Origin of the sequence: Halohasta litorea (assembly GCF_024494645.1) — an archaeon.
Taxonomy (GTDB): domain Archaea; phylum Halobacteriota; class Halobacteria; order Halobacteriales; family Haloferacaceae; genus Halohasta; species Halohasta litorea.
Genome location: NZ_JANHDJ010000002.1, coordinates 173,419 through 187,527, shown reverse-complemented (window position 1 = coordinate 187,527; position 14,109 = coordinate 173,419). Strand labels below are relative to the sequence as shown.

The 14,109-nt window shown below is 62.3% G+C and carries 19 protein-coding genes; 5 read left to right on the top strand and 14 right to left on the bottom strand.

The genetic code is table 11. The features are described from left to right. Nucleotides 1–4 precede the first annotated feature (4 nt). The 11 genes from nuoK to NO877_RS05740 all read right to left on the bottom strand — a co-directional run bounded on the left by nuoK (nucleotide 5) and on the right by NO877_RS05740 (nucleotide 7,600). A complete protein-coding gene (nuoK, locus tag NO877_RS05790) occupies nucleotides 5–307 on the bottom strand; it encodes an NADH-quinone oxidoreductase subunit NuoK (protein WP_256395375.1) in 303 nt (100 codons plus the stop codon). Further along, nucleotides 307–699: a hypothetical protein gene (locus NO877_RS05785; RefSeq protein WP_256395374.1), complete on the bottom strand. Its 393-nt coding sequence runs from the start codon at nucleotides 697–699 to the stop codon at nucleotides 307–309. The genes nuoK and NO877_RS05785 overlap by 1 nt, the downstream gene beginning before the upstream one ends. Then, nucleotides 696–962, bottom strand: a complete 267-nt coding sequence (locus tag NO877_RS05780; RefSeq protein ID WP_256395373.1) for an NADH-quinone oxidoreductase subunit J — start codon at nucleotides 960–962, stop codon at nucleotides 696–698. The genes NO877_RS05785 and NO877_RS05780 overlap by 4 nt, the downstream gene beginning before the upstream one ends. Before the next feature lie 54 nt (nucleotides 963–1,016). Beyond that, nucleotides 1,017–1,478 (bottom strand): NuoI/complex I 23 kDa subunit family protein, encoded by a 462-nt coding sequence (locus NO877_RS05775; protein WP_256395372.1) that lies wholly within the window; start codon nucleotides 1,476–1,478, stop codon nucleotides 1,017–1,019. Further along, on the bottom strand, nucleotides 1,475–2,539 hold the full coding sequence (locus tag NO877_RS05770; RefSeq protein WP_256395371.1) for a complex I subunit 1/NuoH family protein: 1,065 nt from the start codon (nucleotides 2,537–2,539) through the stop codon (nucleotides 1,475–1,477). Before NO877_RS05770 ends, NO877_RS05775 begins: the two co-directional genes overlap by 4 nt. Then, nucleotides 2,539–4,200: an NADH-quinone oxidoreductase subunit D gene (locus NO877_RS05765; protein WP_256395370.1), complete on the bottom strand. Its 1,662-nt coding sequence runs from the start codon at nucleotides 4,198–4,200 to the stop codon at nucleotides 2,539–2,541. The genes NO877_RS05770 and NO877_RS05765 overlap by 1 nt, the downstream gene beginning before the upstream one ends. Further along, on the bottom strand, nucleotides 4,197–4,901 hold the full coding sequence (locus NO877_RS05760; protein ID WP_256395369.1) for an NADH-quinone oxidoreductase subunit B: 705 nt from the start codon (nucleotides 4,899–4,901) through the stop codon (nucleotides 4,197–4,199). Before NO877_RS05760 ends, NO877_RS05765 begins: the two co-directional genes overlap by 4 nt. Continuing rightward, the gene (locus NO877_RS05755; RefSeq protein WP_256395368.1) at nucleotides 4,898–5,311 is read right to left on the bottom strand and encodes an NADH-quinone oxidoreductase subunit A; all 414 of its coding nucleotides are present in this window, start codon (nucleotides 5,309–5,311) and stop codon (nucleotides 4,898–4,900) included. The genes NO877_RS05760 and NO877_RS05755 overlap by 4 nt, the downstream gene beginning before the upstream one ends. Nucleotides 5,312–5,415: 104 nt before the next feature. Then, nucleotides 5,416–5,940, bottom strand: a complete 525-nt coding sequence (locus NO877_RS05750) for a hypothetical protein (protein WP_256395367.1) — start codon at nucleotides 5,938–5,940, stop codon at nucleotides 5,416–5,418. Between the two features lie 346 nt (nucleotides 5,941–6,286). Beyond that, nucleotides 6,287–6,874 (bottom strand): hypothetical protein, encoded by a 588-nt coding sequence (locus tag NO877_RS05745; protein WP_256395366.1) that lies wholly within the window; start codon nucleotides 6,872–6,874, stop codon nucleotides 6,287–6,289. A gap of 168 nt (nucleotides 6,875–7,042) precedes the next feature. Then, nucleotides 7,043–7,600, bottom strand: coding sequence for a helix-turn-helix transcriptional regulator (locus NO877_RS05740; RefSeq protein WP_256395365.1), 558 nt, complete (start codon nucleotides 7,598–7,600; stop codon nucleotides 7,043–7,045). Nucleotides 7,601–7,738: 138 nt separating this feature from the next. On the opposite strand from NO877_RS05740, the gene NO877_RS05735 reads away from it, so the two are divergent. From NO877_RS05735 to NO877_RS05715, 5 genes are all read left to right on the top strand, one after another. Continuing rightward, nucleotides 7,739–8,470: a hypothetical protein gene (locus tag NO877_RS05735; RefSeq protein WP_256395364.1), complete on the top strand. Its 732-nt coding sequence runs from the start codon at nucleotides 7,739–7,741 to the stop codon at nucleotides 8,468–8,470. A gap of 67 nt (nucleotides 8,471–8,537) precedes the next feature. Continuing rightward, entirely contained in the window at nucleotides 8,538–8,888 is a 351-nt protein-coding gene (locus tag NO877_RS05730; RefSeq protein WP_256395363.1) for a hypothetical protein, read from the top strand. A gap of 182 nt (nucleotides 8,889–9,070) precedes the next feature. Next, a complete protein-coding gene (locus NO877_RS05725; RefSeq protein WP_256395362.1) occupies nucleotides 9,071–9,226 on the top strand; it encodes a hypothetical protein in 156 nt (51 codons plus the stop codon). Then, the gene (locus tag NO877_RS05720; RefSeq protein ID WP_256395361.1) at nucleotides 9,216–10,331 is read left to right on the top strand and encodes a DUF7973 family transport facilitator; all 1,116 of its coding nucleotides are present in this window, start codon (nucleotides 9,216–9,218) and stop codon (nucleotides 10,329–10,331) included. Before NO877_RS05725 ends, NO877_RS05720 begins: the two co-directional genes overlap by 11 nt. A gap of 121 nt (nucleotides 10,332–10,452) precedes the next feature. Continuing rightward, complete coding sequence (locus tag NO877_RS05715) at nucleotides 10,453–11,082, top strand: TetR/AcrR family transcriptional regulator (RefSeq protein WP_256395360.1); 630 nt, start codon at nucleotides 10,453–10,455, stop codon at nucleotides 11,080–11,082. An 18-nt stretch (nucleotides 11,083–11,100) separates the two neighbouring features. Here the strand turns inward: NO877_RS05715 and purE are convergent, their stop codons facing one another. Genes purE through NO877_RS05700 form a run of 3 tightly spaced genes read right to left on the bottom strand, consistent with a single transcriptional unit; the run spans nucleotide 11,101 to nucleotide 14,100 of the window. Next, nucleotides 11,101–11,724, bottom strand: coding sequence for a 5-(carboxyamino)imidazole ribonucleotide mutase (gene purE / locus NO877_RS05710; RefSeq protein WP_256395359.1), 624 nt, complete (start codon nucleotides 11,722–11,724; stop codon nucleotides 11,101–11,103). Between the two features lie 32 nt (nucleotides 11,725–11,756). Further along, the gene (locus tag NO877_RS05705) at nucleotides 11,757–12,923 is read right to left on the bottom strand and encodes a 5-(carboxyamino)imidazole ribonucleotide synthase (protein WP_256395358.1); all 1,167 of its coding nucleotides are present in this window, start codon (nucleotides 12,921–12,923) and stop codon (nucleotides 11,757–11,759) included. Between the two features lie 55 nt (nucleotides 12,924–12,978). Beyond that, nucleotides 12,979–14,100 (bottom strand): MFS transporter, encoded by a 1,122-nt coding sequence (locus NO877_RS05700; protein WP_303646915.1) that lies wholly within the window; start codon nucleotides 14,098–14,100, stop codon nucleotides 12,979–12,981. Nucleotides 14,101–14,109: the final 9 nt, after the last annotated feature.

Below are 14,109 nucleotides of genomic sequence, written 5' to 3'. Positions count from 1 at the left end.
ATCTTTACCACCTCATTGTTGCTGCCTGCATGACATCGACATCTCCGAAGTTGCGGTACAGCGCGAGGATGATGCCGATACCGACCGCGACCTCGGCGGCCGCTAAGGCGATGGCGAACAGCGCGAACGTCTGGCCGGTCAGGTTGCCCCAGTAGAAGGAGAAAGCGACCAGATTGATGTTCGCGGCGTTCAGCATCAACTCGACCGACATCAGGAAGTACAGCGCATTGCGCCGCGTCAGGATGCCGAAGAGACCGATACAGAACAGCCCCGACGACAACAGTAGATAGTACTCCGGTGGCACCATCAGCGGTCACCTCCGCGGTTGGTTTCGTCGGTCTCGTCGGTGGCTGCGACATCGCCGTCGACGATATCCTGGCCGCCATCGGTCAGCGCCGAGACGATCGTCCCCTCGTCTTCCTGCTTGGCGAGGTAGACCGCACTATCGAGTGCGACATCCAGCGCGATCGCGATAATCAAAAAGGCGGCGAGAAAGCCCTCCGATGGGATCTCGCCGAGGTCGATATCGAACAGCGCGTAGCCGATGTTGTGGATAATCGATTCGCCCGCGGGGAAGCCCGTGGCGGGGTCGCTAAAGCCACTGGCCGAACCGAGCACGACTGCGGCTAACACGCCAAACAGTGCGATGGCCGCAAGCCCGGGTTTGCGCGATGAACTGTCCGGTCCATCGTCAGTCATACGCTACTCACCTCCGTCTCCGTCTCTCGTCGCGTCAGCATCACGGCGAACGTAATCAGGATGAGAACCCCGCCCACGTAGACGAGGATCTGCATCGCTGCAATGAATTCGGCTTGCAGCATTACGTAGTGCACCGCGACGCTCAGAAGGGCCCCGCCCAACAGCAACGACGCGTGAAACACGTCGTCGACGAGGACGACACCCATGCTGAAGCCCAACGTGATCAGGGCGAACAGCGCGAACGCGATGGTCTCATAAACCATTGTGTGTGTATCCTTAAGGTATCCCTTTGAAGATTTCGAGAACGATCCGCCCAGTTACTGATAATCGACTTCGCCATCGCCCTCGCCGATCCATGCACCGCGATCGGGGTTCCGCGAGTTGAGGGGGTCGATCCCCTTGTACCACGGAACGTTCTTGAGCTGTTCTTTGTTGTAGACGAACTCGTCTTTGGTGTCCGCGGTGAACTCGAAGTTCTGGGTCAGCAGGATGGCGTCGACCGGGCAGACCTCCTCGCAGAGTCGGCAGTAGATACACTGGCCGATATGCAAGTTGTACTGCTCGCCGTTGCGCTGGTCGTCCATCACGATCTGAATCGTGTCGTTCGGACAGACGTTTTCGCACTGTCGACACCAGATACAGCGCTCCTGGCTGAACTTGTGGACGCCGCGGAACCGCGGGCTCACTTCGGGGGCTGTTTCCGGGTACTTGACGGTGAACGTCTTGCCGTCGAGTGCGTGTTTCATCGTCGTTGCCATGCCTTTGAGTAGTCCGATCATGCTATCACTCCCACGATGATGGCCGTGAGCACCAAGTTAGCGAACGAGAGCACCAACATTCCTTTCCAACCGATTTCGATCAACTGGTCGATGCGAACGCGGGGCAGCGCCGAGCGGCACCACTGGGTGAACAGGAAGAACGCCCAGATCTTGATGACGAACCAGACGAAGCCAGGGAGGATCGGCCCCGCCGGTCCGCCAAGGAAGATCGTCGCCATGATCGCGCCGCCGAGGAAGACGTGGAGGAACTCCCCGAGGTAGAACAGCACGAAGTACACCGAGGAGTACTCCGTCTGGTAGCCAGCAACGATCTCGGTCGGGGCTTCCGGAATGTCGAAGGGGTTCCGACCGATCTCGGCCATGTTCGCCACGAGGAACAGCACGAACGCGAAGGGGTTGACGAACGCGTACCACGCCGGAATCGAGATGCCGCCGAGCGAGACGAGCGTCGACGTCTGTTCGGCAACGATCGTACTCATCTGCAGCGAGCCCGCGAAGACGACCACCGACATCGCGGTGACGATCAGCGGGATCTCGTAGGCGATGTTCTGGGCGACCGCACGGAGCCCGCCCATCAGCGAGTACTTGTTGTTCGAGGCGTAGCCGCCCATCACCAGCGAGATCGAGGCGATGGAGGCGAAGGCGAACACCAACGCGAGCCCGGCCTCGGGGTCAGCGAGCTGGATGCCGCTGCCCATCGGAATCACCGAAAAGCCGAGCAGTGCGGAGGCCGGGAGAATGAGTGGCGCGATATCGTAGGACGGGCGGTCCGCACCCTCGGGGATGATCAACTCCTTCGAGAGTAGTCGCACCGAGTCGGTCACGATCGTCAACAGGCCGAACGGGCCGATCCGGTCGACGGCGATTCGGTCAGTGAACGCCGCCGTGATCTTCCGTTTGGCCCACGGTCCGGCGACGCCGGTCATCGCCAGCATGATGTTGCCGACGATGAACGCGCCGATCAGCGCGCCGACGATCTCGCCAAGCGTGCCGCTCAGTCCGAGCAGGTTGGCGATCCGTTCGGGGAACAGCACCACTTCGCTCTGGAGTGGCCCCACCATCAGCGATCCACCTCGCCGAGGACGATATCGAGGCTGCCCAGCGAGGCGATCGCGTCAGGGACGTACTCGCCGTTGGACATCTCGGGCAGCGTCTGGAGGTTCGAGAAACACGGACTCCGGATCTTGAAGCGGGCTGGCTTTTCGGTGCCGTCCGCACGCATGTAGATCCCGAGTTCGCCCTTCGCGCCTTCGACCGCGCGGTAGATCTCGGTGTCGTCGTCGGGTTTGATCGTCCGCGGGACGTTGGCCTGGATGTTGCGCTCGTCTTCGGGCCAATCTTCGAGGAGGTCGATACACTGCTCGACGATCTTGGCCGATTGTTCGACCTCGCGCATGCGCACGAGCAGTCGGCTGTAGTTGTCGCAGCCGTCTTCGGTGACGACGTCCCAATCGAGGTTCTCGTAGTAGCCGTATGGGTCGTCGCGCCGCAAGTCGTAGTCGACGCCCGAACCGCGGGCGACGGGTCCGGTCGCGCCGTAGCTCTTGGCGACCTCCGGCGGCAGGACCCCAGTACCGACCGTCCGCATCTGGAGGATCTCGTTGGAGGTCATCATGTCGTGGTACTCTTCGAGGGCGGTCGGGAGTTCGTCCAGGAAGTCCCGAACGTTCTCGAAGAAGTCCTCCCGGGGTTCCGGCAGGTCCCAGACGACCCCGCCGAGCCGGAAGTAGTTGAACATGAGCCGCTGGCCGGTCAGGTCCTCTAAGATGTTCTGGACCTTTTCGCGGTCGCGGATCGAGTACATGAACAGCGCGGTGAAGTCGCCGTAGATGTCCAGGGCGAACGTCCCCAGTGCGAGGAAGTGCGCCGCCATCCGGCAGAGTTCAGCGCCCATCGTCCGGATGATCTGGGCGTACTCCGGGACCTCGATGTCGGCCATATCCTCGGCCACACGCGCGTAGGCCCACTCGTTGAGCAGTCCCGCCGAAATGTAGTCCCAGCGGTCCGGATACGGCATGATCTGGTAGCGGTAGGTACTCGACTGACACATCTGCTCCTCACAGCGATGGAGGTAGCCGATGTCGGGTTCGAGATCGACCACCTGTTCGCCGTCGAGGACGGCCTTGATGTGGAGCACGCCGTGGGTCGCTGGGTGGTGCGGGCCGATGTTGAGGTACATCGTCTCGCTTTGGTTGTCGGCCTGCTGGTCTTCGAGCAGTGGGTTCTGGTGTTCCCGCAACGGAACGACCTGTGGCTGGTCCTGATCGTAGTCCTTGCCGAGCGGATGGCCCTGCCAGGTCTCCGGCAGGAGAATCCGGCGGTGGTCGGGATGCTCGTCGTAGTTGATACCGACCAGATCGTAGGCCTCACGCTCGTGCCAATCGGCGGTCCGGAAGACCTCGTTTGCCGACTGGCTCACGGGGTTTTCCTTGTCCGCGGGCACGACGATCGAGACCTCCTGGGTCCGGTCGTCGAACTTCGTGAGGTGGTAGATCGACTCGAAGCGATCTTCGTACTCCTGGGCCGTGACACACGAGAGGTGGTCGAAGCCCGCATCATCGCGGAGCCGTTTGAGCGTCTCGACGACCGTGTCGGGTTTGATAACGAAGCCGGGAGCGTTGAGGTGTTCCTCGCGGCCGATCACGAGGTCGCCGAGCAGGTCGGCGATCTCTTCGGGGGATTGTTCGGCGACGCCAGTGGTGTCGGGGAGTTCGACGCTCATGGTGAATCAGCCCAGTTGTACCGCATGACGAGGTCCTCGGTGTCGATCTCCTTGGAGAGCTGATCGACGATCTCGTCGCGTTCGAGGTCGCCGAACTGTTCGAGCTCGTAGGGTTTGACGACGACCGGCGCGGACTCGCCGTTGGAGATCCGCTCCTGGAGCTTGGCGACGCCGTAGATCAGCGCCTCGGGGCGTGGCGGACAGCCCGGCACGTGGATGTCAACCGGGATGACCTCCTCGGCGCCCTTGACGACGTTGTAGCCCTCCTGGAACGGCCCACCAGAGATGGTACACGACCCCATCCCGATGACGAACTTGGGTTCGGGCATCTGGTCGTAGACGCGTTTCATCCGCGGGGCGAACTTCGAGACGATCGTCCCGGGGATGATGATCACGTCGGCCTGTCGCGGCGATGCTCGTGGGACGCCAGCACCGAAGCGGTCCAGGTCGTGTTTGACCGCGTAGGTGTGCATCATTTCGATGCTGCAGCAGGCGATCCCGAACTGGAGCATGAACATCGACGACCCGCGCACCCAGTTCATGAACTTATCGAACTTGGTGAGGATGAACGGCGAGGAGCCGAACGCCTCCCGGAGTCGGGAGTTGAATCGGTCGTCCTGGCCCGCGAGCCGTGCCTCGCGGGTATCTGTCGCAACGTTCGAGCTGTCGGTGACGAATGGTTGTTGGTTGTCGCTGCTCATGTGTTCTGTCTCTCTGTCTTTTGCGCCGAAGCCCGCAGACTCGTTGTCCACTCGACGGCCCCAATGCGCCACGCCCATACGAGACCGATGACGAGGATCCCAACGAACAGCAACATTGGGAGCAGCGCCTGCGATAGCGGGATGCCCGCTTCGAGCGCGCTGCGGTACATGACCGCCCACGGGAAGATCATCACCGTCTCGATATCGAAGACGACGAACAGCAGCGCGACCATGTAGTACTGGATGTTGAGCTGGACGCGCCCCGAGCCCGTCGGGATCTCACCGCTCTCGTAGGTTGTCTTCTTGCCTTGTTCGGGGACACTTGGACGCAGGAGCGCCGATACCGCCATCATCGCGAGTGGGATGGCGATGCCGACGAGCGCCAATGCCCCGATTGCTATCCATGACATTCCGGGTTCTCCGTAACGTGCGGAGGTTTGAACCCGCCCCTCATAAGCGTTGATTTTTGACCGGCAGTCCTACGCAGTAGACTCAGTCATACAGGGATGTTCGGCTACAATGGTCCACATTCCACTTGTGTCGTCTGAGATGACTTTTCGACCGTTCCATCCGACCGGACGACGACCAGCTGCGAGGAGTCGTTACAGTCGACGAAATCCTCCGGCACCTCGACGGTTGCTGTTTCGCCCGCCACCGAAAGGTCGACGACGTACGTACTCGGCTGTCCGAATCCAAGAACAACGTAACTCGCATGCGAAAGCGACACTGTTTCCGTATAAAAGCGATCGGCTCCCTTTCGTCGCACCGTCACGTGGGTTTCAAGCGAGCGAGTCGACGCCGCAGTGAGGTACACCCAATGAGTGTTTGCGGTACTGCCGAACTGCACAGCCGTTTCGGCTGTCGCGTTCCGGTCTAATCCGTCGGACTGCATCCAACTCGGGGGACGGGGAGCTGAACTCGGATCGCGGCGGTCGACATCGGGGTTGCCCTCCAACAGGGAGTCGACGGTTCCGAGACAGCCCGACAGCGAGGCTAGGCCGATGCAGCCACCTCCGGCAAGGAGGGTACGACGGTTCATACAGAAAATTTGTCACCATATCCTGATAAACCCCCTATATGAACGTCGATTTCCATTTTAAACACCCTCGCAAAAATCAATAAACAATGACTGAGGCCGATAGACAGCTAGCACTCATAGGAGGCATCGGCGGCGGTGTCGGCACCGGCGTTGCGGTCGTCATCGCGCTGGGCCTGCTGATCGTCACCTGGAACTGATTGTGTGAGGGCTCCCCCGGACGAGTAGGAACTATTCGGAATCGGGTGTCGTCCGTTCCACCGCTGGTATCGGACGCCACCAGATTGCGGGATACACCGACGACAACAAACGATAAAAAGGGGAATGCGCGTCGGAGCGGGTCGATCAGTTACTCGTCGCCCTCACCGTCGACCACGTCGTAGTCGTCCGCATCGAGCTCGATCGTCGAGTAGTCGTCATCGACGGTTCGGTTGTCGACGCTTCCGTCGGCTGTCGTCTCGCCTTCAATTTCCACTCCGAAGACCGTCGTCGAGTCCCCAGCCGACGAATCGAGCGTGGTTTCGACTTCGAAGCTCTCCGTCTCACTGACCGACAGAACCTCCGGCTCGTCGACCGCGAGGACGGATTCGGCGTCGAGATCGATGTCAGCGATCGCAACTGTCGTCCCGTTCTGGTCGACCCAGACCGAGACGTGGTCGTCATCGCCGTTCGGTGCCCAGACCTCGAAGTTGACGGGTGTGTCGGCGTCGACGGCCGCTCGCACGGAGTCGTTGGCCCACGCGAGTTCGCGGGCCGTCTCGACGTCCCGGTCGGTCAGCTCGTCGTCGGGGTCGACCGTCTCGATGGTGTACTCTGCTGGCTGTGCTGTGTCCGCCGACGCTACGGTCGACGGATTCGTCATCGGTGCCGCACTGACACCACCGGCCACGACGGCCAGCAGCAGCAGTACCGCGAGTGTTGCTGTTGTGTATCGCATACTGTCTCTCGGAGGCAGCCGTGGCCGTCGACAACCCTCTTACCGGACGTGGGAGGGCCATCGACGGACTGTGCTGCCCGCTTGTGACTTGCGTGAAAGCCCAGAAGTGTGTTTATTGGTAACTGTTCGGAACGTGTTAGAAACCGGTTCGAAACCGGCTGAGCAGGGTTATTGAAGGTGAACGACGTTTCCCATGCCGCGGCGTTTGCGCTCGACCAACTCCTTTTGTTCGAGTGTATCAAGCGTGCGACTGACCGTCGCCTTCGAGAGGTCGGTTGCTTCGACGAGTTCCCGCTGTGGGAGTTCGCCGTCGGCGTCGACAAGCAGCGAGTAGATCGTCTTCTCGTTGTTACGGAGCCGGTCGATCACCTGCTCCCAGCGTTCCTGTGAGGCTGCCTCGGAGTCGGCGGTCGTCCCGCCCGTCGGCGTGGTGTCGGTCGCGTCGTGGTCACCGGTGGAATTGTGGTGTGCGGTAGCCGTGGTCGGCGCTGATCCGCCGACGAGTAACCACGCGCCGCTCGCCCCACAGAGGATGGCACTGACGACGATCACCGAGACGTCCGAGTAGGTGAAATACTGTCCGACCTGCGTCGCTTCCGCACCGTTCTCGCCGAGCGAAACCATCACGGGCGAAGGGGTAATCAACTGGACGGCGAGGACGACAACCGCACCCACGAATCCAACTGCTGGGAGGAGCTGTCGACCACGAAACCCGCGGCGATCCATACGGCCGGATATCTAACACCACGGCTTAACAGTTACCGTTTTTTTCGCGTGAAACAGTCGTGAAACGCGTTCTCAACCAGTTTGGAACGCGTTTCACCACAGCGTTCATTAGCTCTTTCAATCAATTATCGGACCACGATGCGGGGAGAGCTCCGGTCCCGGCTCGGCATGCTGGTTGTGCTTACTATTGTTGGCCTGACAGCGGCCGGAATCGGTATCAGCTACGGGATTCCGACGCCCGATGCAACCGGCGACGATGCCGCAGAATTCGTCGTTTCCGAGCAGAACGTCACGTTCTCCGACCGCAACCGGACGGTGACGGTGACGGATGACCTGTCGAACGTTACCACCGTCGAGGTCGAGGAGACCGAATCCGGTCGATACCGTGTCAATGCCGAACGACGCCAGCCGTTGACCGACGCCGACCGCGAGCACGCCATCGAGGTCGCCCGCAACAATCGGACAGTCAGCGAGCGGATCGACGAGATGGACCGTGTCGAGTTCTCGGTCGACCCGATCTACAAACTCGAGACGACGGAAGTCTACCGTAGCGACAACATCACGTCAGTAAACACATCCGGCAACGTCTCTGTGTACCGATTCGAAACCAATGAATCGAACAGCCGGGAAGGGTCGGTCGTCGTCGACCGTGAGCCCTCCTACGTCGAGGATCGAGCCGATGTCGGGATCAGTGATCCGACCGACAACCGGGAGACGAGGCTGAAGTACTCGGTCACGGTCGACGTGGCCAACGGCACGGTGATCGATGTCACAGACTGGGCGGCGATCCGACAGTCTCGGCCGACGATAACCGGAACGGAGGTCGACGGCACGCGGACGAACAGCACCGAATCGATCCAGATACCGTAGCAATCACCCACCGCACCGGGGTGTGTCAGTATATATTAATGGTTGTGCGTCGTTCAGAAATATAAACATGAACCGCGCAGCACGGTATGGGACCGCCCTCCTCGTGGCCGGAGTCGTGACCGGGATCACGAGCCTCACCGATCCGTCAACGGAAATTCTGACCGGCATCTTCGGACTCTATGCGGTCACCACCGAAATCGTGATCCGGTATCCCGAAGTGGTGTCGAGCCGGAAGACGCGGGGCCTCCCATCGGGTGTGTTCGGTGGCGGAGCGACGCTCGGCGCACTGATGCTCTCTCAAGGGTACGGTCCAGAGATCCAGTTCGGGGCCGGGATGCTCGGTTTGGGTCTCGCTCTGTTCGGGGTGTCGACTGGCTACTGGTTGGCCGAGAGCTCCGACCCCGATCCAGCAATATAACTAACAGCTGCACGCCGCACACACGAACGCAACTACGACGCTAATTTTTCACGGCCTGCCGAGCCCATCCCGTCGTCGACACGCCAGTTTCGACGCTGCCGCTCCGAACCGACCTTCATTCAGGAAAAACCAACACATTAATAATAAAACGAACGTTCGTTCGAGACGCAGCTGGTGAATACATGACACGGAATCACAGCAACGGAGCCACTACATTGGCGGGGGGGAACTCGCAGTGTGGTGTGGTCCACGACGGTCGCAGCGAATCCAGGACAGCACCGACAGACAGCAACCAGTCGACCAACCGAACAACGATGGTGACCATCGATGCCCGCTGAGATCGCACCCGAACTCGTCTTCCAAGCGTTCGGTGGCTCGTTCGGCGACGTGGCGAGCGTCCTCGGCGAGCCCTCGATCTGGATCGGCGCGTTCGCGGGCGGTGCCTTCGGCGCGGCTATCGGCGCGCTCCCGGCGTTCGTGCTTACCGGCCTGCTCGTGGTCGCCGGTGCGGCGGCGAACATCGTCGGCGTCGCCCCCGAGGGGTCGGTCGACCTCGTGGGGATCGGCTTCGGCCACGTCTTCGGCCCGCACATCTCCTTCGCTGGCGGGGCCGCGGCGGCCGCCTACGCGGCCAAAAAAGGGTATATGGAGTCGGGCTTCGACTACCACAACGCCAAGGACATCGGCTTCGCACTCGGCAACAAACCCGACGTGCTGGCGGTCGGTGGCCTCTTCGGCCTGCTCGGTATCGCCATCGAACAGCTCTCGCGGAACCTGCTTATCACGGTCGACCCGATCCCGGTGAGCATCGTGATCAGCGCGTTCGTCCACCGGGCGGTCTTCGGCTACGCGCTGGTCGGCAAGCCGCAGGGCAGCGGCCTCCTGGACATGGGACCGTTCGAGCGCGGTGAGACGGTCGGCAATGCTGCGGGCAGCGCAGGCAGCGTCGAAAACGGCGGCGAGCCGGAGGCCGAGTGGCTCGCGACCGAGCCGTGGCTCCCCCAGCAGTACAAGTGGGCCGAAGTCAGCGCCATCGGCGTTATCGCGGGGCTGGCCTCGGGCTACCTCGCGTTCCGAACCGGCAGCCCGTTCCTCGGCTTCGGGCTCAGCGCCGCCTCACTGCTGTTTTTGAATCTCGGCGTCGAGAACTTCCCGGTGACCCACCACATCACGCTGGCGGGGTCGACGGTCTTCCTCGCGGTGACCGCCTCCGGTGATGCAGCCCTCGCCGGACTCTCGGTGACCGCAGGCCTTCTCATCGCCGGTGGACTGGGTCTCATCGCCGCGCTCCTCGGCGAAGTAACCCAGCGGATCTTCTACGCTCACGGCCGGACCCACATCGACCCGCCAGCGATGGCGATCGTCGTCTGGTCGTTCGGGATCGGCCTGCTGTACGTCGCTGGCCTCATCCCCACCGGCGTCTGGATTCCCGGGACGGTCTGATCGCAGCCAGCCATCGCCGATAAAACGACTCCGGCTTGGAGCCGCCACCGGGCGGCTGCCACCACACTCCTTGTGTCGCCCAGTAACAAGCTATATTTCCGCCGGTCGACAACCCCGGCCCATGAGCGAGGAGGCACCGCTCGACGGCGAGCCAGCCGACACCCACGAGGCGATCATGATGGCGACGTTCGCGGCCCTGCAGAAACACGGCTACCCCGGCATCTCGATCCAGCGGATCGCCGATGAGTCGGCGCTCACCAAGTCGACGTTCTACCACCATTTCGACGGCAAGGACGACATTCTGCTGTCGTTCGTCCAGTACATGCGGGACTACTTCGAGCGGGGCTACCGGATCGAGTCGGCCGGTGATCCGGTCGGCGATCTGAAAGCCTATATTACCATCTCGCTCGGCGAATATCCCGCTCCGGAGGGGAGACCGGACGCCAACGAGCGGATCGGCACCTACCTCGAACTGCGGTCGCAGGCGATCCAGAACCCGGCGTTCCGCGAGGAGTTCACCGAGATGTCCGCCGATCTGGTCGACTATCTCGCCGACATCATCCAGGAGGGGATCGATGCGGGCGTGTTCGAACCGGTCGATCCTCACCGGACGGCGGAGTTCCTCAGCGCCACCCTCGAAGGCATCAACCTCCAGGAGACCACCCGAACCGACGCGCCGGGGGCGCTGCTCCGGGAGGAACTCGAATCATACATCGAAAGCGAACTACTGGTCGACGATACGGGTTTCTAACCTCAGAAGCGACGTTGTCTACGACTCGCGCTCTCGGAACCCGTCGATTCCCAGATCGTGGAGTGCTTGCGAGACCTCGCCGACCTCACTCAGTTGGGAATCATGGAACTCGACGAGTGCCTCTTCGATCGTGGCGTGTTCACGCGAGATGATTTGGGCCGCCGACAGCCCCGCGTTGAACGACTTGCCAGCGTCGACCGCTGTAATCGGTGCGCCGGTCGGCATGCCGATCACCGAGTCGACGGACTTCTCCTGGACCGGCACCCCGATGACGGGAATCGGGTAGGCGATCGAGGCGGTCATGTTCGGCAGGTCGGCGGATTTGCCGCCCGCGCCCGCGATGATCACGTCGATCCCACGGTCGGCGGCGGTCTCGCCGTAGACGTACATCAGTTCGGGCGTTCGGTGGGCCGAGACGACGTAGCTCTCGAAGGTAAAGCGGCTCTCGGGTGGGCTCTCGAAATCGGTCTGTTCGGCGAAGCCGAGTGTTTCGAGGGCCTCGTAGGCCCCGGCCATCACGTCGAGGTCGGAGTCCGATCCCATGATGATCCCCACGTCGGGCGTGGTGGCTGGGTCGCGTTCTTGGTCGGCTTCGGCTTCGAGTCGGTCGATGAGGTCCTGGACTTCGGGTGCGGTAGTCATTGTTTATAAGATGTGTTGGGAGGCAGTTTTTACTACGTTTCGCTGTCGACGAACGTGAGCCCGTCGCGGAGCGATTCGGTGTGGTCGAGCAGCACGTCGCGGTCGGCGTCCTCATCCGGGTCGGTCGCAGTCACGTGGCCCATCTTGCGGAGCGGCCGGGCCTGCTTCTTGCCGTACCAGTGGAGGTGGGCGTTCGGTTCCTCCAGGATCGAGTCGACATTATAAAGGGTCGCTTCCTCCGGCTCGTCAACATCGCCCAGAATATTGACCGAGACGGTCGGCTCCCGTAGCTCGGTCGGTCCGAGTGGCCAGCCCAGCACGGCCCGGATGTGATTCTCGAACTGTGAGGTACGCGCGCCCTCGATGGTCCAGTGGCCGGAGTTGTGGGGCCGCGGGGCGATCTCGTTGACCAGAATCTCCCCGGCCTCGGTCTCGAACAGTTCGATCCCGTAGACACCCCATCCATCCAGGAACTCCAGGACGTCGGTGGCGACCCTGTGGGCACGGTCCAACGTTTCGTCGTCGGTCCGAGCCGGTGAGACGCTGGCGCGGAGGATCTCCTCCTCGTGGATCGTCTCGGTGACGGGGTAGGTCGCCACCTCGTCGGCTCCCTTGACGCCAATGACCGAGAGTTCGCGTTCGAAGGGAACGAAGGATTCGGCCATCGTGTCGACGCCCAACTCGTCGAGTGCATCGGCTGCGTCTTCGGGGTCCTGGACGGGCGTGTTGCCCCGACCATCGTAGCCGCCCTCGCGGGCTTTGAGCATCACGCCGTCGAGTTCCTCGACGACCAGTTTGAGGTCCTTTTCGCCGCCGATCCCGATGAAATCAGGGACCGGGATGCCAGCGTCGGCCAGGGCCTCCTTCTGGACGAGTTTGTCCTGGATCGTCCGGAGCGTGCCGGGGTCGGGATTGACCGGAACGTCGTACTCGTCGGCCACCTCGGCGAGCACATCGGGGTCGGCGAGTTCGATCTCGTAGGTGAGCGCGTCGGAGACGTCGGCGAGCTCTCTGATGGCGTCGGGGTCGTCAAAATTGCCAACGATCTGCTCGCGGGCGACCGGCGAGGCGGGGCACTCGGGGGTCGGATCGAGGACGACGAGATCGACGCCGAGCGGGGCGGCAGCCTCCCCGAGCATCCGCCCGAGTTGGCCCCCGCCGACGACGCCAAGCGTCGGACCGGGAAGTGTGACTGACATACCCGAGGGATTCCGTCGACGGGGTATAAGGATTCCCACCTCGGCCGAGCCACGGTTAGGCCGTCGAGTCGGCCGTCCCGGCGACCACCAACCAGAACGCGGCCAGTGTGAGACCGAGAGACAACAGGATTGCGACCGTGTAGCCGTCAGTGTAGGCAATACTCGCTGTCCCGAGCGGTGGCATGAGCATTGCGCCGATCCCGACAGCCACGTTAAACACGCCGATCACGGCCGAATCCTTTTCGGGCGGATACACACCCATGAGGACCGGAATATACAGCGTCGCCGAGCCGCCCAACCCGAGGCCGATCAGAGCGACGCCGACGGCCAGCACCGGAATCTGTGGGAGCACGAGCAGAGCGATCCCCGCCGCCGCACAGCCGAGCGAGCCGAGAAACGCCCGGCGGGGGCCGAACCGATCGCCGAGATAGCCGCTGGTGATCCTGGAGAGAATACTGACGCCGCCGATGAAGCCGAAGGCCGTCGATGCCGCAGCCTGCGTCAGCCCACGGGCCGAAAACAGGCCGACCGCATACGCAGCCAGCAGTTGGTACCACGCGAAAGCCAGTCCGATGCCGACGAACAACAACTGAAACGTTCGGGTCCGAGCCAGCTTGCCGACCCAACGGATGATCTCGCGGGCCGAGGTCACCGACTCCTCGACCCACGGTGGCCGCCGACAGACGAGCCCCGCCAGCAGAAAGGCGACCGCCGACACCGACATGATCGCCAAAAACCCCTGCCGGACCCCGAAGACTGCGAAGGCTTGCTGCCACAGCGGCGGCAGGACGAACAGGCCGAGACCGTTGCCGACGAAAATCAACCCCGTCGCGGCACCACGGTGGACGTCAAACCACCGCGGGACGATCGATGCGGTCAGGACGAACGCCGTGCCGAGGGCGAGACCGACGACTGCAAAGACGACCAGCAGACCGAAGTAGGAGTCGACGACGTACAATGCGGGCACGGTGAGCCCGGTCGCGGCCGCGGCAGCAATCAGGACACCCCGAGCGGGAAGCCTGACCGCAAAGACGCCGACCAACCCGGAGCCGATGTAGAACATAAACAACAGTACCGAAAAGACAGTCGACAGTGCGACCGGCGAGACGCCGAAGGTCTCGCTGAACGGGGTGCGAAAAATCCCGTAGGAGAGTGGCGTACCGAACGTGAAGATCATCGCAATCGC

Coding starts and splice junctions, on each gene's coding strand:
- nuoK (WP_256395375.1), bottom strand. CDS start 307: ATGGTGCCACCGGAGTACTATCTACTGTTGTCGTCGGGGCTGTTCTGT.
- NO877_RS05785 (WP_256395374.1), bottom strand. CDS start 699: ATGACTGACGATGGACCGGACAGTTCATCGCGCAAACCCGGGCTTGCG.
- NO877_RS05780 (WP_256395373.1), bottom strand. CDS start 962: ATGGTTTATGAGACCATCGCGTTCGCGCTGTTCGCCCTGATCACGTTG.
- NO877_RS05775 (WP_256395372.1), bottom strand. CDS start 1,478: ATGATCGGACTACTCAAAGGCATGGCAACGACGATGAAACACGCACTC.
- NO877_RS05770 (WP_256395371.1), bottom strand. CDS start 2,539: ATGGTGGGGCCACTCCAGAGCGAAGTGGTGCTGTTCCCCGAACGGATC.
- NO877_RS05765 (WP_256395370.1), bottom strand. CDS start 4,200: ATGAGCGTCGAACTCCCCGACACCACTGGCGTCGCCGAACAATCCCCC.
- NO877_RS05760 (WP_256395369.1), bottom strand. CDS start 4,901: ATGAGCAGCGACAACCAACAACCATTCGTCACCGACAGCTCGAACGTT.
- NO877_RS05755 (WP_256395368.1), bottom strand. CDS start 5,311: ATGTCATGGATAGCAATCGGGGCATTGGCGCTCGTCGGCATCGCCATC.
- NO877_RS05750 (WP_256395367.1), bottom strand. CDS start 5,940: ATGAACCGTCGTACCCTCCTTGCCGGAGGTGGCTGCATCGGCCTAGCC.
- NO877_RS05745 (WP_256395366.1), bottom strand. CDS start 6,874: ATGCGATACACAACAGCAACACTCGCGGTACTGCTGCTGCTGGCCGTC.
- NO877_RS05740 (WP_256395365.1), bottom strand. CDS start 7,600: ATGGATCGCCGCGGGTTTCGTGGTCGACAGCTCCTCCCAGCAGTTGGA.
- NO877_RS05735 (WP_256395364.1), top strand. CDS start 7,739: ATGCGGGGAGAGCTCCGGTCCCGGCTCGGCATGCTGGTTGTGCTTACT.
- NO877_RS05730 (WP_256395363.1), top strand. CDS start 8,538: ATGAACCGCGCAGCACGGTATGGGACCGCCCTCCTCGTGGCCGGAGTC.
- NO877_RS05725 (WP_256395362.1), top strand. CDS start 9,071: ATGACACGGAATCACAGCAACGGAGCCACTACATTGGCGGGGGGGAAC.
- NO877_RS05720 (WP_256395361.1), top strand. CDS start 9,216: ATGCCCGCTGAGATCGCACCCGAACTCGTCTTCCAAGCGTTCGGTGGC.
- NO877_RS05715 (WP_256395360.1), top strand. CDS start 10,453: ATGAGCGAGGAGGCACCGCTCGACGGCGAGCCAGCCGACACCCACGAG.
- purE (WP_256395359.1), bottom strand. CDS start 11,724: ATGACTACCGCACCCGAAGTCCAGGACCTCATCGACCGACTCGAAGCC.
- NO877_RS05705 (WP_256395358.1), bottom strand. CDS start 12,923: ATGTCAGTCACACTTCCCGGTCCGACGCTTGGCGTCGTCGGCGGGGGC.
- NO877_RS05700 (WP_303646915.1), bottom strand. CDS start 14,100: ATGATCTTCACGTTCGGTACGCCACTCTCCTACGGGATTTTTCGCACC.